The sequence below is a fragment of the Mesobacillus maritimus genome (assembly GCF_019749255.1).
GTDB classification, from domain to species: domain Bacteria; phylum Bacillota; class Bacilli; order Bacillales; family Cytobacillaceae; genus Mesobacillus_B; species Mesobacillus_B maritimus_A.
Genome location: NZ_JACWFH010000013.1, coordinates 40849 through 56984, shown reverse-complemented (window position 1 = coordinate 56984; position 16136 = coordinate 40849). Strand labels below are relative to the sequence as shown.

Annotated in this window: 15 protein-coding genes; 14 read left to right on the top strand and 1 reads right to left on the bottom strand. The window is 40.5% G+C overall.

All coding sequences use genetic code 11. The features are described from left to right. The first annotated feature begins 135 nt into the window (after positions 1-135). The 12 genes from coaBC (at position 136) to spoVM (ending at position 13314) form a co-directional block, all read left to right on the top strand. Positions 136-1347: a bifunctional phosphopantothenoylcysteine decarboxylase/phosphopantothenate--cysteine ligase CoaBC gene (gene coaBC, locus H0185_RS12605; RefSeq protein WP_221873853.1), complete on the top strand. Its 1212-nt coding sequence runs from the start codon at positions 136-138 to the stop codon at positions 1345-1347. Further along, positions 1344-3758 (top strand): primosomal protein N', encoded by a 2415-nt coding sequence (gene priA, locus H0185_RS12600; protein ID WP_221873852.1) that lies wholly within the window; start codon positions 1344-1346, stop codon positions 3756-3758. The genes coaBC and priA overlap by 4 nt, the downstream gene beginning before the upstream one ends. A gap of 245 nt (positions 3759-4003) precedes the next feature. After that, positions 4004-4489, top strand: a complete 486-nt coding sequence (gene def, locus H0185_RS12595) for a peptide deformylase (RefSeq protein ID WP_221873851.1) — start codon at positions 4004-4006, stop codon at positions 4487-4489. Next, the gene (fmt, locus tag H0185_RS12590) at positions 4486-5442 is read left to right on the top strand and encodes a methionyl-tRNA formyltransferase (RefSeq protein WP_221873850.1); all 957 of its coding nucleotides are present in this window, start codon (positions 4486-4488) and stop codon (positions 5440-5442) included. Before def ends, fmt begins: the two co-directional genes overlap by 4 nt. After that, positions 5432-6781 (top strand): 16S rRNA (cytosine(967)-C(5))-methyltransferase RsmB, encoded by a 1350-nt coding sequence (gene rsmB, locus H0185_RS12585; protein ID WP_221873849.1) that lies wholly within the window; start codon positions 5432-5434, stop codon positions 6779-6781. Before fmt ends, rsmB begins: the two co-directional genes overlap by 11 nt. 2 nt (positions 6782-6783) lie before the next feature. Beyond that, positions 6784-7878, top strand: a complete 1095-nt coding sequence (gene rlmN / locus H0185_RS12580; RefSeq protein WP_221873848.1) for a dual-specificity RNA methyltransferase RlmN — start codon at positions 6784-6786, stop codon at positions 7876-7878. Between the two features lie 4 nt (positions 7879-7882). Next, entirely contained in the window at positions 7883-8635 is a 753-nt protein-coding gene (locus H0185_RS12575) for a Stp1/IreP family PP2C-type Ser/Thr phosphatase (protein WP_221873847.1), read from the top strand. A gap of 4 nt (positions 8636-8639) precedes the next feature. Further along, complete coding sequence (gene pknB, locus H0185_RS12570) at positions 8640-10646, top strand: Stk1 family PASTA domain-containing Ser/Thr kinase (RefSeq protein ID WP_221873846.1); 2007 nt, start codon at positions 8640-8642, stop codon at positions 10644-10646. 213 nt (positions 10647-10859) lie between these two features. Beyond that, complete coding sequence (gene rsgA, locus H0185_RS12565) at positions 10860-11741, top strand: ribosome small subunit-dependent GTPase A (RefSeq protein ID WP_221873845.1); 882 nt, start codon at positions 10860-10862, stop codon at positions 11739-11741. A gap of 2 nt (positions 11742-11743) precedes the next feature. Next, positions 11744-12388 (top strand): ribulose-phosphate 3-epimerase, encoded by a 645-nt coding sequence (gene rpe / locus H0185_RS12560; RefSeq protein ID WP_221873844.1) that lies wholly within the window; start codon positions 11744-11746, stop codon positions 12386-12388. A 93-nt stretch (positions 12389-12481) separates the two neighbouring features. Next, a complete protein-coding gene (locus H0185_RS12555) occupies positions 12482-13132 on the top strand; it encodes a thiamine diphosphokinase (RefSeq protein WP_221873900.1) in 651 nt (216 codons plus the stop codon). Positions 13133-13233: 101 nt separating this feature from the next. Next, on the top strand, positions 13234-13314 hold the full coding sequence (gene spoVM / locus H0185_RS12550; RefSeq protein ID WP_221873899.1) for a stage V sporulation protein SpoVM: 81 nt from the start codon (positions 13234-13236) through the stop codon (positions 13312-13314). A gap of 158 nt (positions 13315-13472) precedes the next feature. On the opposite strand, the gene rpmB is transcribed toward spoVM, so the two are convergent. After that, positions 13473-13661: a 50S ribosomal protein L28 gene (rpmB, locus tag H0185_RS12545; RefSeq protein WP_121609299.1), complete on the bottom strand. Its 189-nt coding sequence runs from the start codon at positions 13659-13661 to the stop codon at positions 13473-13475. Between the two features lie 302 nt (positions 13662-13963). On the opposite strand from rpmB, the gene H0185_RS12540 reads away from it, so the two are divergent. Continuing rightward, positions 13964-14326 (top strand): Asp23/Gls24 family envelope stress response protein, encoded by a 363-nt coding sequence (locus tag H0185_RS12540; RefSeq protein WP_221873843.1) that lies wholly within the window; start codon positions 13964-13966, stop codon positions 14324-14326. 34 nt (positions 14327-14360) lie between these two features. Continuing rightward, positions 14361-16019, top strand: coding sequence for a DAK2 domain-containing protein (locus tag H0185_RS12535; protein WP_221873842.1), 1659 nt, complete (start codon positions 14361-14363; stop codon positions 16017-16019). The last annotated feature ends 117 nt before the right edge of the window (positions 16020-16136 follow it).

The following is a 16136-nucleotide window of genomic DNA, read 5'->3' as shown; positions in this document are numbered from 1 at the left end:
GGGTCTTTGGCGGAAATTAACAATTCAAGTCTATTTTATAGTTTTCGAGAAATACCTAGTTTTTATTGATGAAAAAATAAACAGATTCAATCATAATGTAACTAGAAGTCAAGTTAGCCATTGGGGGTACTATGAATGCTGAATGGGAAAAAAATCTTGCTATGTGTGACCGGGGGAATTGCTGTCTACAAGGCAGTTGCGCTTACAAGCAAATTGACCCAAGCCGGTGCAGAAGTAAAAGTCATTTTAAGTGAATCTGCTGCAAAGTTTGTCACGCCTCTAACCTTTCAAGCGATGTCTCGTAATGAGGTGTTTACAGATACCTTTGATGAAAAAAATCCAAAGGTGATCGCCCATATCGATTTAGCTGACTGGGCCGATTTCATTCTAGTTGCCCCGGCAACAGCAAATACAATTGGGAAACTTGCAAATGGGATCGCTGATAATATGATCACTACGATCCTCCTTGCGGCAACCTGTCCTGTTTGGATCGCTCCTGCAATGAATGTACATATGTATGACCACCCTGCAGTCATAAAAAATATGAAGGTACTAGTAAATTTTGGCTATCAGTTTATAGAGCCTGGAGAGGGGTATCTGGCCTGTGGTTATGTAGGGAAAGGTAGGCTAGAAGAACCTGAAACCATTGTTGAATTGCTAAGTGAAAAACTCAAGCCTGTTCAAACACTATTAGCTGGGAAAACAATTGTTATCACAGCAGGTCCAACCAGAGAAAAAATAGATCCTGTTCGGTTTTTAACAAATCACTCAACAGGAAAGATGGGATATGCAATTGCAGCCGAAGCAAAGAGGTTAGGCGCAAATGTTTATTTGGTAAGTGGACCAGTCACGCTATCCCCTCCAGCAGGTGTGGAAACGATTAACGTAGAAAGTGCGGAAGATATGTATCAGGCCGTTTTTGAAAAATTTGATGATGCTGATGTCGTGATTAAAACAGCAGCGGTCGCAGATTATCGTCCTAAAACAACGTATGATAACAAGATGAAGAAACAAGATGGTGGGCAAAGCCTTGAGCTTGAACGAACCAAGGATATCTTATTTGAACTTGGACAAAAGAAACAGCAGCAACTATTAATCGGATTTGCAGCTGAGACAGATCAAGTAGAAGAATATGCTCGTAAAAAATTAATCAAGAAAAATGCCGATATGATTGTGGCCAACAATGTCAAACAAGAAGGTGCAGGTTTTGGGACGGATACCAATATTGTCACGATCTTCAAAAAGGATGGGAGTCAGGTGAACCTCCCATTAATGACGAAAACAGAGGTAGCCACCCATTTGTTGACAGAGGTTGCGAAACAACTTAAGAAGGACGAGTTGAAATGAGAATTGCCAGTGTCATTGTAGATGTACCGGCAAAACAGACAGACAAAACATTTGATTATCTTGTACCTGAACATCTTGAAAATGTAATTGTTCCAGGAGTTCGAGTGAATGTTCCATTTGGCCCACGTAATATACAGGGGTTTGTCACGGGCCTTAAAACAGAATCGGATTTTAAAAAGTTAAAACAAATTGTGGAACCACTAGACTTAACGCCAGTGTTGAATAAAGAGTTGCTTACTCTTGGTGACTGGTTAACTGAGCATACGTTGTGTTACAAAATTTCTGCTTTTCAAGTGATGCTTCCAGCCGCTTTGAAAGCCAAATATGAAAAAAAAGTTATTTTGGCTGCCCATGTAAAGTGGGAGTTGCTTCAAGAGGAAACGAAAGCTTTGTTTATGGGCGGAAAGGAAGCAACCTGGCAAGAGGTCGTAGACAGAGGGCTTGTTTCAATGTTAAAGCAGGAAGCGGAACGTGGATATGTAGAGGTTATTTATCAAGTAAAGGATCGAGTTCGGAAAAAAAAGGTAAAACATATCCAGTCCCTTTTGGGTCGGCCGCAGCTTACAGTTGAAATAGAGAACCTATCCTTACAAGCAAAAGGGCAGAAGCAGGTATTAGCGTTTTTTCTCGACCACACTGGACCGGTTGAACTAAAAACCTTATTAGGAGATACAGGTGTCTCACAGGCATCTGTGAAAGCATTGGTGAAAAAGGGGATCCTGAGTGAGGAATTTATGGAGGTTTACCGTGACCCATATGCTGAAAGGGAGTTTAAACGTCAGGGACCTCTACCTCTTACTGTTGCACAAGAAAAGGCGATTATGCCAATCCTCTCATCAATTGAAGAAGAACGTCATGAAGTGTTCTTATTATACGGCGTTACTGGAAGTGGGAAGACAGAAATCTATCTCCAGTCGATTCAAAGTGTTCTTGAAAAAGGGGAAGAAGCAATCGTTCTTGTTCCTGAAATTGCGTTAACTCCCCAAATGGTCAAGCGGTTTAAAGAACGATTCGGGGATTTAGTCGCAGTCATGCACAGTGGGTTATCTGCAGGTGAAAAATATGATGAATGGAGAAAAATTCAGCGGCGTGAGGTCAAGGTCGTTGTTGGCGCACGTTCGGCGATTTTTGCTCCTTTTGAAAATCTGGGAATTATCATCATTGACGAAGAACATGAAACAAGTTATAAGCAGGAGGAGAACCCTCGATACCATGCGCGAGATGTGGCGATTAAGCGAGCAGCGACTCACCGGTGCCCTGTAGTACTGGGAAGTGCTACCCCTTCTCTTGAGTCCTTTGCCCGGGCACAAAAAGGAGTCTACACCTTGCTTAACTTGCCGAGTCGAATGAATGAACAACCGTTACCTTCAGTTGAAATTATTGATATGAGAGAAGAACTGCGTGAAGGCAATAGGTCAATGTTTTCGCGTGTGCTTTTTGAAAAACTGCAAGATCGGATTGAAAAAGGCGAGCAAACCGTGCTTTTTCTAAATAAAAGAGGACATTCCTCATTTGTAATGTGTAGGGATTGCGGGTTTGTTGTGAACTGTCCAAATTGTGATATTACCCTTACCTACCATCGCTTCCAGGAGCTTATGAAATGTCATTATTGTGGTCATGAAGAACGGGTACCAACGATTTGTCCAGAATGCAATAGCGAACATATACGCTATTTCGGGACAGGTACGCAAAAAGTCGAGGAAGAACTGACGAAGCTACTACCCGAGGCCAGGGTTATCAGAATGGATGTAGATACAACTGGACGTAAGGGGTCGCACGAAAAGTTATTAAATGCTTTTCAAGAAGGAGAAGCAGACATTTTACTAGGTACGCAAATGATTGCCAAGGGGTTAGATTTTCCGAATATTACTCTAGTTGGGGTTTTGAGTGCGGATACGATGCTTCATTTACCAGATTTGCGTTCTTCAGAAAAAACGTTTCAGCTATTAACGCAAGTAAGTGGACGAGCCGGACGTCATGAGCTTCCAGGTGAAGTGGTAATTCAAACATATACCCCTGAACATTATAGTATTGAACTGGCAGGTACTCAGGATTATGATCGTTTTTACAACCAGGAGATGATGGCAAGGAAAATCCATAAGTATCCACCCTTCTATTACCTTACGCTTATTACGGTTAGCCATGAAGAGCTAATGAAGGCTGTTTCCGTAACGGAAAAAATCACCCGTTTTGTCACCTCCAGGCTTTCTCAGGAGGCTGTTGTCCTTGGACCCGTAGCTTCCCCTATCCCTAGGATCAAAAATAGATATCGGTATCAATGTTTGATAAAATACAAAAAGGAACCAGAGCTGAAAACCGCTTTAAAAGCCATTCTTGATCATTACCAGCAGGAAACCACTACTGGAAGTCTACAAATTTCAATGGATTTAAATCCGTACATTTTAATGTGATTCGTTAAACACCCAATAGCTGATTTTAACGAAAGAATAGCTAGTTAATAGTCTTTAAATACGTTCGTAGGCTCTTTGTTATCAATTTAGTTTTATATGAGTTAGGTTGCTTAAAATCAATTGGCGATTAGCTCCTAAAGCAAAAAAGTTTAAGAAAAGCGCCTAATGTTATAGTATGGAACTTATTTATTTTGTGGAAACATGGAAAGAGAAGCACCAAGTAATTGAATATTGGAGGAACAAAATTGGCGATTCGAAAGATAGTAATGCATCCAGCTGAGATATTAGAACAGGAATGCAAACCTGTAACACTTTTTGACAAAAAGTTAGCGAAACTCCTGGATGATATGTATGAGACCATGATTGAGTTTGATGGAGTAGGACTTGCTGCTCCGCAAATTAATATAGATAAACAAATTGCGATTGTTGATGTGGATGATCACCATGGGACAATTGAATTGATTAATCCAGAAATTATAGAAAGTACTGGAAATCAAATAGGACCAGAAGGCTGTCTTAGCTTTCCGGGGCTTTTTGGTGAAGTGACCAGAGCCTTTAAAATTAAAGTACGGGCCCAAAATCGAAAAGGGAAATACTATGAGATGGAAGCTGAGGACTTTTTAGCGAGAGCCATTCAACATGAAATTGATCATCTCCATGGCATTTTGTTCACTTCTAAAGTAAGCAAATACTTAGATGAAAAAGAATTAGAGGAGTTGAACGAAGAATGACCAAAATCGTCTTTATGGGTACCCCTGATTTTTCAGTCCCGGTCCTGCAGCAGCTTATCCACGATGGCTATGAAGTCATAGCTGTAGTCACCCAACCAGATCGCCCAGTTGGTCGGAAGAAAGTGTTGACTCCTCCGCCAGTGAAGGTGGAGGCAGTAAAACAAGGAATTCCTGTCTTTCAGCCAGAGAAAATTCGCCAGAAAGATGAATTGGAAAAAATTCTATCTTTAAAACCAGACCTTGTTGTCACAGCGGCTTTTGGGCAAATCTTGCCAAAAGAGCTTTTAGAGGCTCCCCAGTTTGGGTGTATTAACGTCCATGCTTCCCTACTACCTGAACTCCGTGGTGGAGCGCCGATCCATTATGCGATTATCAACGGGTATGAGAAAACAGGGATTACAATCATGTACATGGCTGAGAAACTAGATGCCGGCGATATTTTAACACAGGTAGAAGTTCAAATTGAGGAAAATGATAATGTTGGGACCCTTCATGATAAATTAAGTAAAGCAGGAGCAAAGCTGTTGTCAGAGAGTGTTCCAAAGCTTTTAAATGGAGAACTAACTCCGATAAAACAGAACGATGAGGAAGCGACTTTTGCTTGGAATATCAAACGCGAGCAGGAGAAAATTGATTGGAGCAAAACAGGTACAGAGATTTATAACCATGTACGTGGGATGAATCCTTGGCCGGTTGCGTACAGTACTCTTAACGGATCTGTTTTAAAAATCTGGAAAACAGAAAAACTAAAAGTATCTGTTGGCGCTGAACCTGGAACAATTCTTTCGATAGAGGATGACGGGTTTGTGGTCGCAAGTGGTGACCAAACAGGCATTAAAGTTACAGAGCTTCAACCTGCCGGGAAAAAACGGATGGATGCAGGACAATTTCTCCGTGGAGCCGGATCTCAGATTGAAGCTGGTATGAAGTTAGGAGAGAATCATGGCCAGTAAAAAAAATGTCCGGGAGGTTGCACTTTATCTCCTGGAAAGTATTGAAAAAAATCAAGCCTATAGCAATCTTTTGCTCAATGATGCAATTGAAAAAAATAAAATAGATAAGAAAGATATTGGGCTACTAACAGAAATCGTGTACGGAACACTACAACGGAAGCTAACCCTCGATTTTTTCTTAAAACCATTTATTAAAAACAGCCGCAAACTAGAAGGTTGGGTTTTACAGTTACTACGGTTGACCTTGTATCAAATGGTGTATTTAGATCGAATTCCGGAAAGGGCAGCTATTTATGAAGCCGTTGAAATTGCTAAGCGACGAGGTCATAAAGGAATTGCCGGTGTAGTAAACGGCGTTTTAAGGAGTGTTCAAAGGGATGGACTTCCTTCATTGGACAGCATTGAAGACCCTAGCGCGCGGCTAGCGATTGAAACAAGTCACCCTGAATGGCTTGTCAAAAGATGGGTCAGTCAGTTAGGCTTGGAAAAGACAAGAGAGATGTGTGAACTTAATCTAACGGCACCTTTGCAAACAGCAAGGGTGAATGTGACGAGAATTTCAGTGGAAGAGTGTCTAACGTTATTAGAGGAAGAAGGGTTTGCTGTTGAACCAAGTCCAATCATTCCTGAAGCGATAAAATGCCTTCGTGGCAATTTAGCCTCTTCAACACCGTTCAAGTATGGGATGTTAACGATTCAGGATGAAAGTTCAATGCTTGCAGCCTATGCTCTCGGGGCAGAAAAAGAGGAGAGCATTCTGGATGCCTGTGCAGCACCAGGTGGAAAGTCTACTCATATAGCTGAAAAACTAGACAACTCCGGGAGAGTTATTTCTCTTGATTTACATGAGCATAAAGTGAAGTTAATTAAAGATAATGCAGCTCGTCTTGGTCTTGAAAACATTGAGGCAAAAAGCTTAGACAGCCGAACCGTTCAAGAGCATTTTGAAGCAGAGTCGTTTGACCGTATATTACTTGACGCTCCTTGTTCAGGATTAGGTGTTATGCGCCGAAAGCCAGATATGAAATATACAAAAAAGGAAGAGGATCTAACGAGACTTCAAGGAATTCAACTAGCTTTACTTGAAGCTGTCGCTCCGTTGGTAAAAAAAGGGGGCACCCTAGTTTATAGTACATGCACCATTGACCGTGAGGAAAATCAAGAAACAGTAAAATTATTTTTACAAAAACAAGCTGATTATATAGGCAATCCTGCGTTTTCAGAAAGAATGCCTGAAGCCGTTCGTCCTTTGATCAATGACTTTGAACTGCAAATCCTTCCACAGGATTTCGGTTCTGATGGCTTTTATATCGCTTGTTTAAAAAGGAAGGTGGACTAAAAATGGAACAACCAGCAACTAGAAAAAGAAAAACAACAGCATATGAACCCGAAAAGCCTTCCATTTATTCTCTTAGGCTTGAAGAGCTAAAGGAATGGCTCGTGTCTAAAGGAGACAAGGCCTTTCGAGCAGAACAAATATACGATTGGCTTTATAAAAAAAGAGTAGGGTCATTCGAGGATATGACAAATCTTTCTAAATCACTCCGAGACCAACTAGAGGATAGCTTTGTTTTAACGACCCTAAATACGATTATTCAAAAAACATCCTCAGATGGAACAATTAAATTTTTATTTGAGCTTCAGGATGGCAAATCAATCGAAACCGTTCTAATGAGGCACGAATACGGAAATTCGGTCTGTGTCACGACACAGGTAGGTTGCCGAATTGGATGTACGTTTTGTGCATCCACACTTGGAGGGTTAAAAAGAAATTTAGAGGCTGGAGAAATTGTTGCTCAAGTAGTGAAGGTCCAGCAGGTTTTAGATGAAACCGATGAGCGAGTGAGCTCTGTGGTTATCATGGGAATTGGGGAGCCGTTTGACAATTATGACTCTATGCTTTCTTTCTTAAAAATTATTAATCATGAGAAGGCGCTAAACATTGGGGCACGACATATTACTGTGTCTACTAGCGGCATTATCCCTAAAATTTATCAATTTGCTGATGAGGATATGCAAATTAATTTTGCCATCTCTCTTCACGCTCCTAATTCCGAGTTACGTAGCCGTCTAATGCCCATCAACCGTGCATATAAGCTACCCGATCTCATGGAGGCTGTTCGCTACTATATTGAAAAGACAGGCAGAAGGATTTCTTTTGAATATGGCTTGTTTGGAAATGTTAACGATCAGGTTGAACATGCAGAGGAATTGGCAAATTTGGTCAAAGGAATTAAGTGTCATATCAATTTAATTCCTGTCAATTATGTACCAGAACGTGATTATGTGAGAACACCAAAAGCACAAATTTTTAAATTTGAGAAAGCCTTAAAAGACCGTGGAGTAAATGTGACCATTCGTCGTGAACAAGGACATGATATTGAAGCCGCGTGTGGCCAGTTACGTGCGAAGGAGCGGCAGGAAGAGACGAGGTGAGAGGATGAACGCTGTTTTCAAAACAGATAAGGGAAAGGTTCGGCTCCATAATGAAGATAATGGTGGAATTTTTACAAACAAAGAAGGTCAGTTCCTTGCCGTCGTAGCCGATGGCATGGGCGGCCATCGCGCCGGAGATGTCGCAAGTGAAATGACCATTCATTTCTTAGAAACTGAATGGGCTAATACCGATAAAATAGAGACAGCCGAAGAGGCAGAAGATTGGTTAAGAAGCAAAATAGTCGAAGTGAATCAGGTAATCTTTGAACACTCAAAGAAAAATAGCGAATGTGAAGGCATGGGGACAACCGTGGTTGCAGCAATTTGCACGAACCTGTTTGCAACCCTTGCCAATATTGGGGATAGTAGGGGATATATCTTAAATGAGGCTGGATTTCAGCAATTGACTGAAGATCATTCACTTGTCAATGAATTAGTAAGAACAGGGCAAATTTCAAGAGAAGATGCTGAACATCACCCGCGTAAAAATGTATTATTAAGAGCCCTTGGCACTGAGGAAACGGTGGCCATGGATACGAAGACAATCATTTTTGAGGAAGGAGATTTTCTTTTCCTTTGTTCGGATGGTCTTTCAAATAAGGTAACAGAGGAAGAAATTAAGGGAAATCTTACTCAGAGTGGGACCTTAGATGAGAAGGCGTCAAATTTGGTGACACTTGCCAATCAAAATGGCGGAGAGGACAATATCACTCTCGCAATTGTAGAATACTCCGATGTCGTCGTAGAAGGCAGGTGAGCACATGATGATTGGTAAAAGAATTAGCGGTGGCCGATACAAAATCCTCAGCACAATTGGTGGCGGGGGCATGGCAAATGTGTATCTTGCTCATGATATGATTCTTGATCGAGATGTTGCTGTTAAAATGTTAAGGCTAGACTTTGCTAATGACGATGAGTTTATCCGGAGATTTCATCGGGAGGCCCAATCGGCCACAAGTCTTGCTCATCCAAATATCGTCAGTATTTATGATGTCGGAGAAGATGACAATTTATACTATATTGTTATGGAGTATGTTGAAGGGCAGACATTGAAACAATACATACAGCAAAAGGCTCCAGTTCCAGTGGAAAAAACCTTGGATATTATGAAGCAATTAACTTCGGCCATATCTCATGCCCATCAAAACCATATCATCCATCGGGATATTAAACCACATAATATTTTAATGGATGATCTAGGGAACGTGAAAATTACCGATTTTGGAATTGCAATGGCTCTTAGTGCGACTAGTATTACCCAAACCAATTCTGTGCTAGGTTCAGTCCATTATTTATCACCTGAACAGGCGCGCGGTGGAATGGCCAATAAAAAATCAGATATATATTCACTAGGAATTGTAATGTTTGAGTTATTAACCGGAAGGCTCCCATTTTCAGGTGAGTCGGCAGTTTCTATTGCCCTCAAGCATTTGCAATCTGAAACCCCTTCATTAAAAAGGTGGAACCCAACTATTCCACAAAGTGTCGAAAACATCGTCTTAAAAGCAACGGCAAAGGATCCGTTCCATCGATACAATGATGTTTATGATATGGAAGAGGACTTAAGGTCAGCTCTTGATGATGATCGACTAAACGAAAGCAAATTTGTAATCCCAGAGGACGATGAAGCAACGAAGGCGATTCCAGTCATAACGAATGAACGTCCATATCGGAATCTTGATAAAACAATGGTCCATGGGGAAGAAAAGGAAGAAGAGTTAGATCAGGACGAAGAAGAAAGTGCTAGTAAAAAGCAGAAGAAAAAGAAGAAGAAAAAGCCAAAGAAAAAGAGTAAAAAGAAATGGCCCATTCTTTTAACCACATTGTTTGTGCTTCTTGTTATAGCAGGCTATTTATTTGTAACGAAGGGACCTGAATGGTTTGGACCTAAAGAAATAGCGGTTCCAGATGTTGAAGGCATGGAGATAGACGATGCCTTATCTGACCTTTTGGCTTCAGGGTTTGTCATTGGGGAAAAGAAGGAAATCAGTGATGAAGAGATTGAAGAAGGCTTAATCATTCGAACAAGTCCTCAGGCTGGGAAAATTGTTGTAGAAGGTACAGAAATTGATTTGTATATCAGTCTTGGAAAGGAAAAAATTGAGCTTTCCGATTATCAAGGCAGGATGTATGAGGATACTGTTCGCAGACTAGAAAATGAAAACTTTAATTTTAAAGATATTATCAAGATTGAAAAATACGATGATAGTGAGCCTGGTACCATTATTGAACAATACCCAGGAGAAGGTGAATCAGTCGTTCCTAGTGAGACGGTTGTTGAGTTTACCGTTAGTAAGGGGCCAGAATTAATTACCTTGATTGATTTAAGCGGTTATACCGCTAAAAGTTTTGAAGACTACGCCAAAAACAATAACCTAGAGTATGAAATAGTTGAGGAATTCAACGAAAGTGTCGATAAGGGCTTGGTATATTCACAAGAACCTAAGGCCGGCGCACAATTGAAAGAAGGAAACAAAGTTAAAGTGATCATTTCTAAAGGGAAGGAAGAACTCCCACCTAAAGAGGTCACAGAAGAAATTGGGATTGTCTATGATGAAAGTTTAAATGGAGAACCACAGTTGGTTCAAATCTTTATTGAAGATATGGAGCATAGCATAAACGTGCCGGCAGACGAGTTTGAAATTACTCAAACCACAACTAGAAAGCTAACCTTTAGGATTGCGCCGGGTGAAAAAGCAGCATTTCGCGTAATCGGTAATGGGAATGTAATCCTTGAAGATGAAGTTCTTTATCCAGAAAATGAATAAAGTGTTTTTGTAAAGATTGTTGCTAAAATTAAGAAGTCGATATTACAGATTGATGTTTTAAATATGGTTGCAAGCTCTTTTCTCAAAATTAAGTTTCCTTTATTGATCAGAATTGAGATTAAATCATGGTCTTTAATCTGCAACAGCAACAATATTTGTGAGAAAAGAGCCTAGAGGGAAAAATGTTTTTTATTGATGATAAGGAGTGATGCTATGCCGCAGGGCAAAATTATCAAGGCGTTAAGCGGTTTCTATTATGTTCTCGGAGAAGAGGGAACTGTACAATGCAGAGGCAGGGGGGTATTTCGTAAGAATAAAGTTACTCCTCTAGTCGGTGATGAAGTCGTCTATCAAGCAGAAAATAAAACCGATGGTTATATCATGGAAGTAAAGGATCGGAAAAATGAACTAGTCCGGCCACCTATTGCCAATGTAGACCAAGCAATTCTTGTTTTCTCTGCTGTTGAACCAGAGTTTAGTACTGCACTTCTCGATCGGTTTTTGGTCCTTGTTGAATATAATCAAATTCGTCCATTGATTTGTATAACCAAAGTGGATCTCCTTGATGATGGACTCACCAAGCTTGAACGGTATGCAGAGGACTATCGAAACGCTGGGTATGAAGTAATCTTTACCTCTTCTGAAACGGAAGAAGGTCTTAAGGAACTTTCTCCCTATATTGAGGGGAAAATATCCGTCTTTGCAGGGCAGTCTGGGGTAGGGAAATCCTCCCTTTTAAATGCGTTAAGACCAGAATTGGCACTGAAAACAAGTGGCATCTCTCATCATCTTGGTCGTGGGAAGCATACGACGAGGCATGTGGAATTAATCAAAATCGGAAACCATGGATTAGTTGCAGACACTCCTGGGTTTAGTTCGCTAGAGTTTACGGAAATTGAACCTGCAGAGCTAAATTATTGTTTTCCAGACTTTGCAAGATTAAGTGAAGATTGTAAATTTCGTGAATGTCTGCATATTAGTGAACCTAAGTGTGCGGTGAAAGCGGCTGTGGAAGAAGGGAAACTTCCTGAATATCGCTATCAACACTACAAGGACTTTTTGCAGGAAATTAAAGATAGAAAGCCGAGGTATTAGGTATGGTTAAAATAGCGCCTTCGATATTATCAGCTGATTTTTCTAAGTTGGGTAAGGAGATAACCGATGTGGAGCAAGGGGGAGCGGATCTTATCCATATTGATGTGATGGATGGACATTTTGTTCCCAATATTACCATTGGACCACTAGTTGTTGAGGCAATTCGTCCGATCACGGACCTTCCGTTGGATGTTCATCTAATGATTGAAAACCCCGATCAGTATCTTGATGCCTTTGCGAAGGCGGGTGCTGATTATATTACTGTCCATGTAGAGGCGTGTAGGCATTTGCATAGGACTATCCACCATATTAAAGAACTTGGAGTAAAAGCAGGGGTCGTGCTCAACCCAGCTACACCAGTGGAGTCGATTCTACCAATCATTGATGATGTCGACATGGTGCTATTAATGACTGTTAATCCAGGCTTTGGCGGACAAAAGTTTATTCATTCTGTTTTGCCAAAAATTAGGCAGGTAAAAGAGTTGGCCCTTTCACGCAATCTCGATCTTGATATTGAGGTAGATGGGGGAGTTAATGAAGAAACGGCAAAACTTTGCACCGAAGCTGGTGCTAGTGTTCTTGTCGCAGGGTCTGCGGTTTACAATCAGAAAGATAGAGGCAAGGCGATTGCAGCATTAAAAAGGTAAGTAAAAATGGGGACTGACTTCTTTGTTCAGTTCCTTTTTTGTGTTGGTGAAAGCAAACTAGAAACACATTATTAAGCCATGAATGAGGTGTTAATTTTGATTATAAATATATTAGGTGGTGGCCCTGTAGAGGCTCTTCCTGACCTTCAGCGCTTCGGTGGGAAGGATTGTGTATGGGTAGGAGTCGACAGAGGGGTATTCACGCTCCTAACTTTAGGAATTACTCCCGATTATGCCTTTGGTGATTTCGATTCTGTCTCACGGGAGGAATGGGCATTAATTGAAGATAAGGTGGCAAATTTACGCAAATACAAGCCGGAGAAAGATGAAACAGATATGGAGCTTGCCCTAAATTGGGCGCTAACTAAAGAGGCGACTAAAATCCAGATGTTTGGTGCTACTGGAGGTAGACTGGATCATTTTTTAGGGAACGTCCAAATGTTGTTAAAAGCAGAGCTTCAACATTTACCCACCCATATCGAAATCATTGACCGTCAAAATCAGCTTTATGTTAAAGGTCCGGGGCGTCATCAGCTTGAGAGACTACCTGAAAAAAAATTTATTTCTTTTATTCCGGTTACCCCCGAGGTGACAGGTCTGACGCTGGAAGGTTTTAAATACTCACTGAGCAATAGGCATATTTCCCTTGGTTCCACACTATGTATTAGTAATGAACTCCTAAGTAGTTCTGGTACTTTTTCTATTACAGAAGGCATATTAATGGTGGTAAGAAGTAGTGATTGATTGAAATGTCTTCTGCGTTAAGCAATTATTTCTCTTTCCTGAATATAATGTAAAGTCGAAAATTCTTCAGCTTGGTTTTAAGGACAGTGAGGAGGGACAGTATGAAATTCTATACTATTAAACTGCCAAGGGTTTTAGGTGGTCTTGTCAAGGCAATGTTAGGAGCTTTTAAAAAGGGATAAATAGACAAAAAAGGAATCATAAAAAATGGAGCACCCACAAAACGGGTGCTTTATTTATTATTTTTATGACGAAAACTAAAAAAGCACCCCTATAAAGGATGCTTTTTTAATAAAAACTTCATCACTTTGCTTTAGGCATACGATGAAGTTTTTCATAATTAAACGCGCTCTACTTTACCTGATCTTAAAGCTCTTGCAGATACCCAAACACGCTTAGGCTTTCCATCAACAAGAATGCGAACTTTTTGTAGGTTAGCACCCCAAGTACGCTTGTTAGCGTTCATAGCGTGAGAACGAGCGTTACCTGAACGAGTTCCTTTACCAGTTACAACACATTTACGTGGCATGTTTATTTCCCTCCTTACTTACGTAAGCTAATACTATTTCGATGCAAAAATGCATTTTTTCGTCAGAACAGCTGAATAAATTTGTGGTACCGTGTTTCTGACAGTCAAACATACTTTAATAATTTATCACACAAATATTTGGATTGCAATACTATTGATGAAAGGATATCAAGAAAAAAACCTTGACATAACCTTATAAATCTTGCTCTATAATAAGGGTGGGATGGAATGACTTTCAAAATCATTGCGGTTATAGTAAAATAGCTATAGTCTATTAGCAATATTCCAAAGGGGGAACGACCATGTCCATAGAGTTACAAACAAAGTTCGGACAAATCGATATATCAAATGATGTTATCGCTACAATTGCAGGTGGTGCCGCTGTTGACTGCTACGGGATTGTTGGAATGGCTTCTAAGCATCAATTGAAAGATGGAATAGCTGAAATGCTACGCAGAGAGAACTTTTCGCGTGGGATAGTCGTTCGTCAGGAAGACGAAGAAGTACATATTGATATGTATATTATTGTAAGTTATGGAACGAAAATTTCTGAAGTTGCCCATCAAGTTCAATCAAAAGTAAAATATACGCTTAACCAAACGGTTGGACTTGCGGTTGACTCGGTTAATATTTACGTTCAGGGAGTTCGAGTAACGAACCCGTAAGTTCGTGAACGACCTTAGTGAGGAGGAAAGATTTGTGTCAATTAAAGTTCTAGAAGGAAAACGCTTCGCAGAAATGGTCATTCAAGGAGCCAATCACCTATCAGCCAATGCTAAAATGGTGGATGCGTTAAATGTTTTCCCTGTTCCTGATGGCGATACCGGTACAAACATGAATTTATCGATGACGTCCGGTGCCAAGGAAGTTAAAAATAATGTCCAGGAACATATCGGTAAGGTAGGTTCCTCTCTTTCAAGAGGCCTTCTAATGGGGGCAAGAGGAAATTCAGGGGTTATTTTATCCCAGTTATTCCGTGGTTTTTCGAAAGCAATTGAACAAAAGAAGTCAATAACTGCCAAGGAATTTGCTCAGGCTCTTGATGCTGGTGTAACGACTGCTTATAAAGCCGTAATGAAACCTGTTGAGGGAACAATCCTAACAGTGGCAAAAGATGCGGCTAAAAAAGGAGTTCAAGTAGCCAAGAATCAAGATGATATTGTCATCTTGATGGAGGAAGTCTTGAAAGAGGCGCGTGCATCATTAAATCGCACACCTGATTTACTTCCAGTTTTAAAAGAAGTAGGGGTTGTTGATAGTGGTGGACAGGGACTTGTCATTGTTTATGAAGGATTCCTTGCTGTTCTTAAAGGCGAAGCACTTCCAGAGGGACCATCTGCTATCGAAACAATGGATGATATGGTGAATGCAGAACATCATAAAAGTGTCCAAGGACATATCAATACAGAAGATATTGAATTTGGCTACTGCACTGAATTCATGGTTAAGCTTGAAGGGAAACGACCATTTTCTGAGGATGATTTCCGTCAGGACTTAAGTGAATATGGAGATTCACTCCTCGTTATTTCTGATGATCAAGTAGCAAAAATCCATGTGCATACTGAGCGTCCTGGTGAAGTATTAACCTATGGACAGTCGTATGGAAGTCTTATCTCCATGAAAATTGAGAATATGCGTCAACAGCATTCTGATATTGTTGGAGAGCCTGCACAGACTCCTGCACCTGTATCCAAAGAGAAGAAAGAGTATGGGATTGTAACTGTCTCAATGGGAGCGGGTATTGGGAACTTATTCAAGAGCATCGGAGCAAGTGTTGTGATTGAAGGCGGCCAAACGATGAATCCAAGTACTGAGGATATTGTTAAAGCTGTTAAGGACACAAATGCGAAGAAAGTCATTATCTTGCCAAATAATAAAAATATTATTATGGCAGCTGAACAAGCTGCTGAATTGGCTGAAGAAGAGGTTCTAGTGATCCCTTCTAAAACAGTTCCGCAGGGGATGACTGCGCTCCTAGCATTTAATCCATCAGCAGATTTAGTAAATAACCAAGATGTAATGACAGATGCCATGCAACACGTAAAAACAGGGCAACTAACCTATGCTGTTCGTGATACAAGTATTGATGGTCTTGAGATTGAAAAAGGCGATTTCATGGGCATAGCTGAAGGGAAAATTATCTTAAAGGATAAAGATAAAGTGAGAGCAGCAACAGCATTATTGGAGAATATACTTGATGAGGATTCAGAAATCCTTACCATCCTCAAAGGGGAAGACGCAACTCAAGAAGATCTTGATAGCCTAGTTGAATTCCTAGAAAAGCAATTTGAGGATGTTGAAGTTGAGCTTCATGATGGTGGGCAGCCACTTTATCCATTTATCTTTGCAATCGAATAAATTCAAAATAGAAGGGGAACCCCCTTCTATTTCTTGTTTTAAGGGATAAGCTAATGAGCTATCCCTCTAAAAATGGAGAAACGGCAAGGAGGGCTGTGGCATACCGACCGCAAAGGA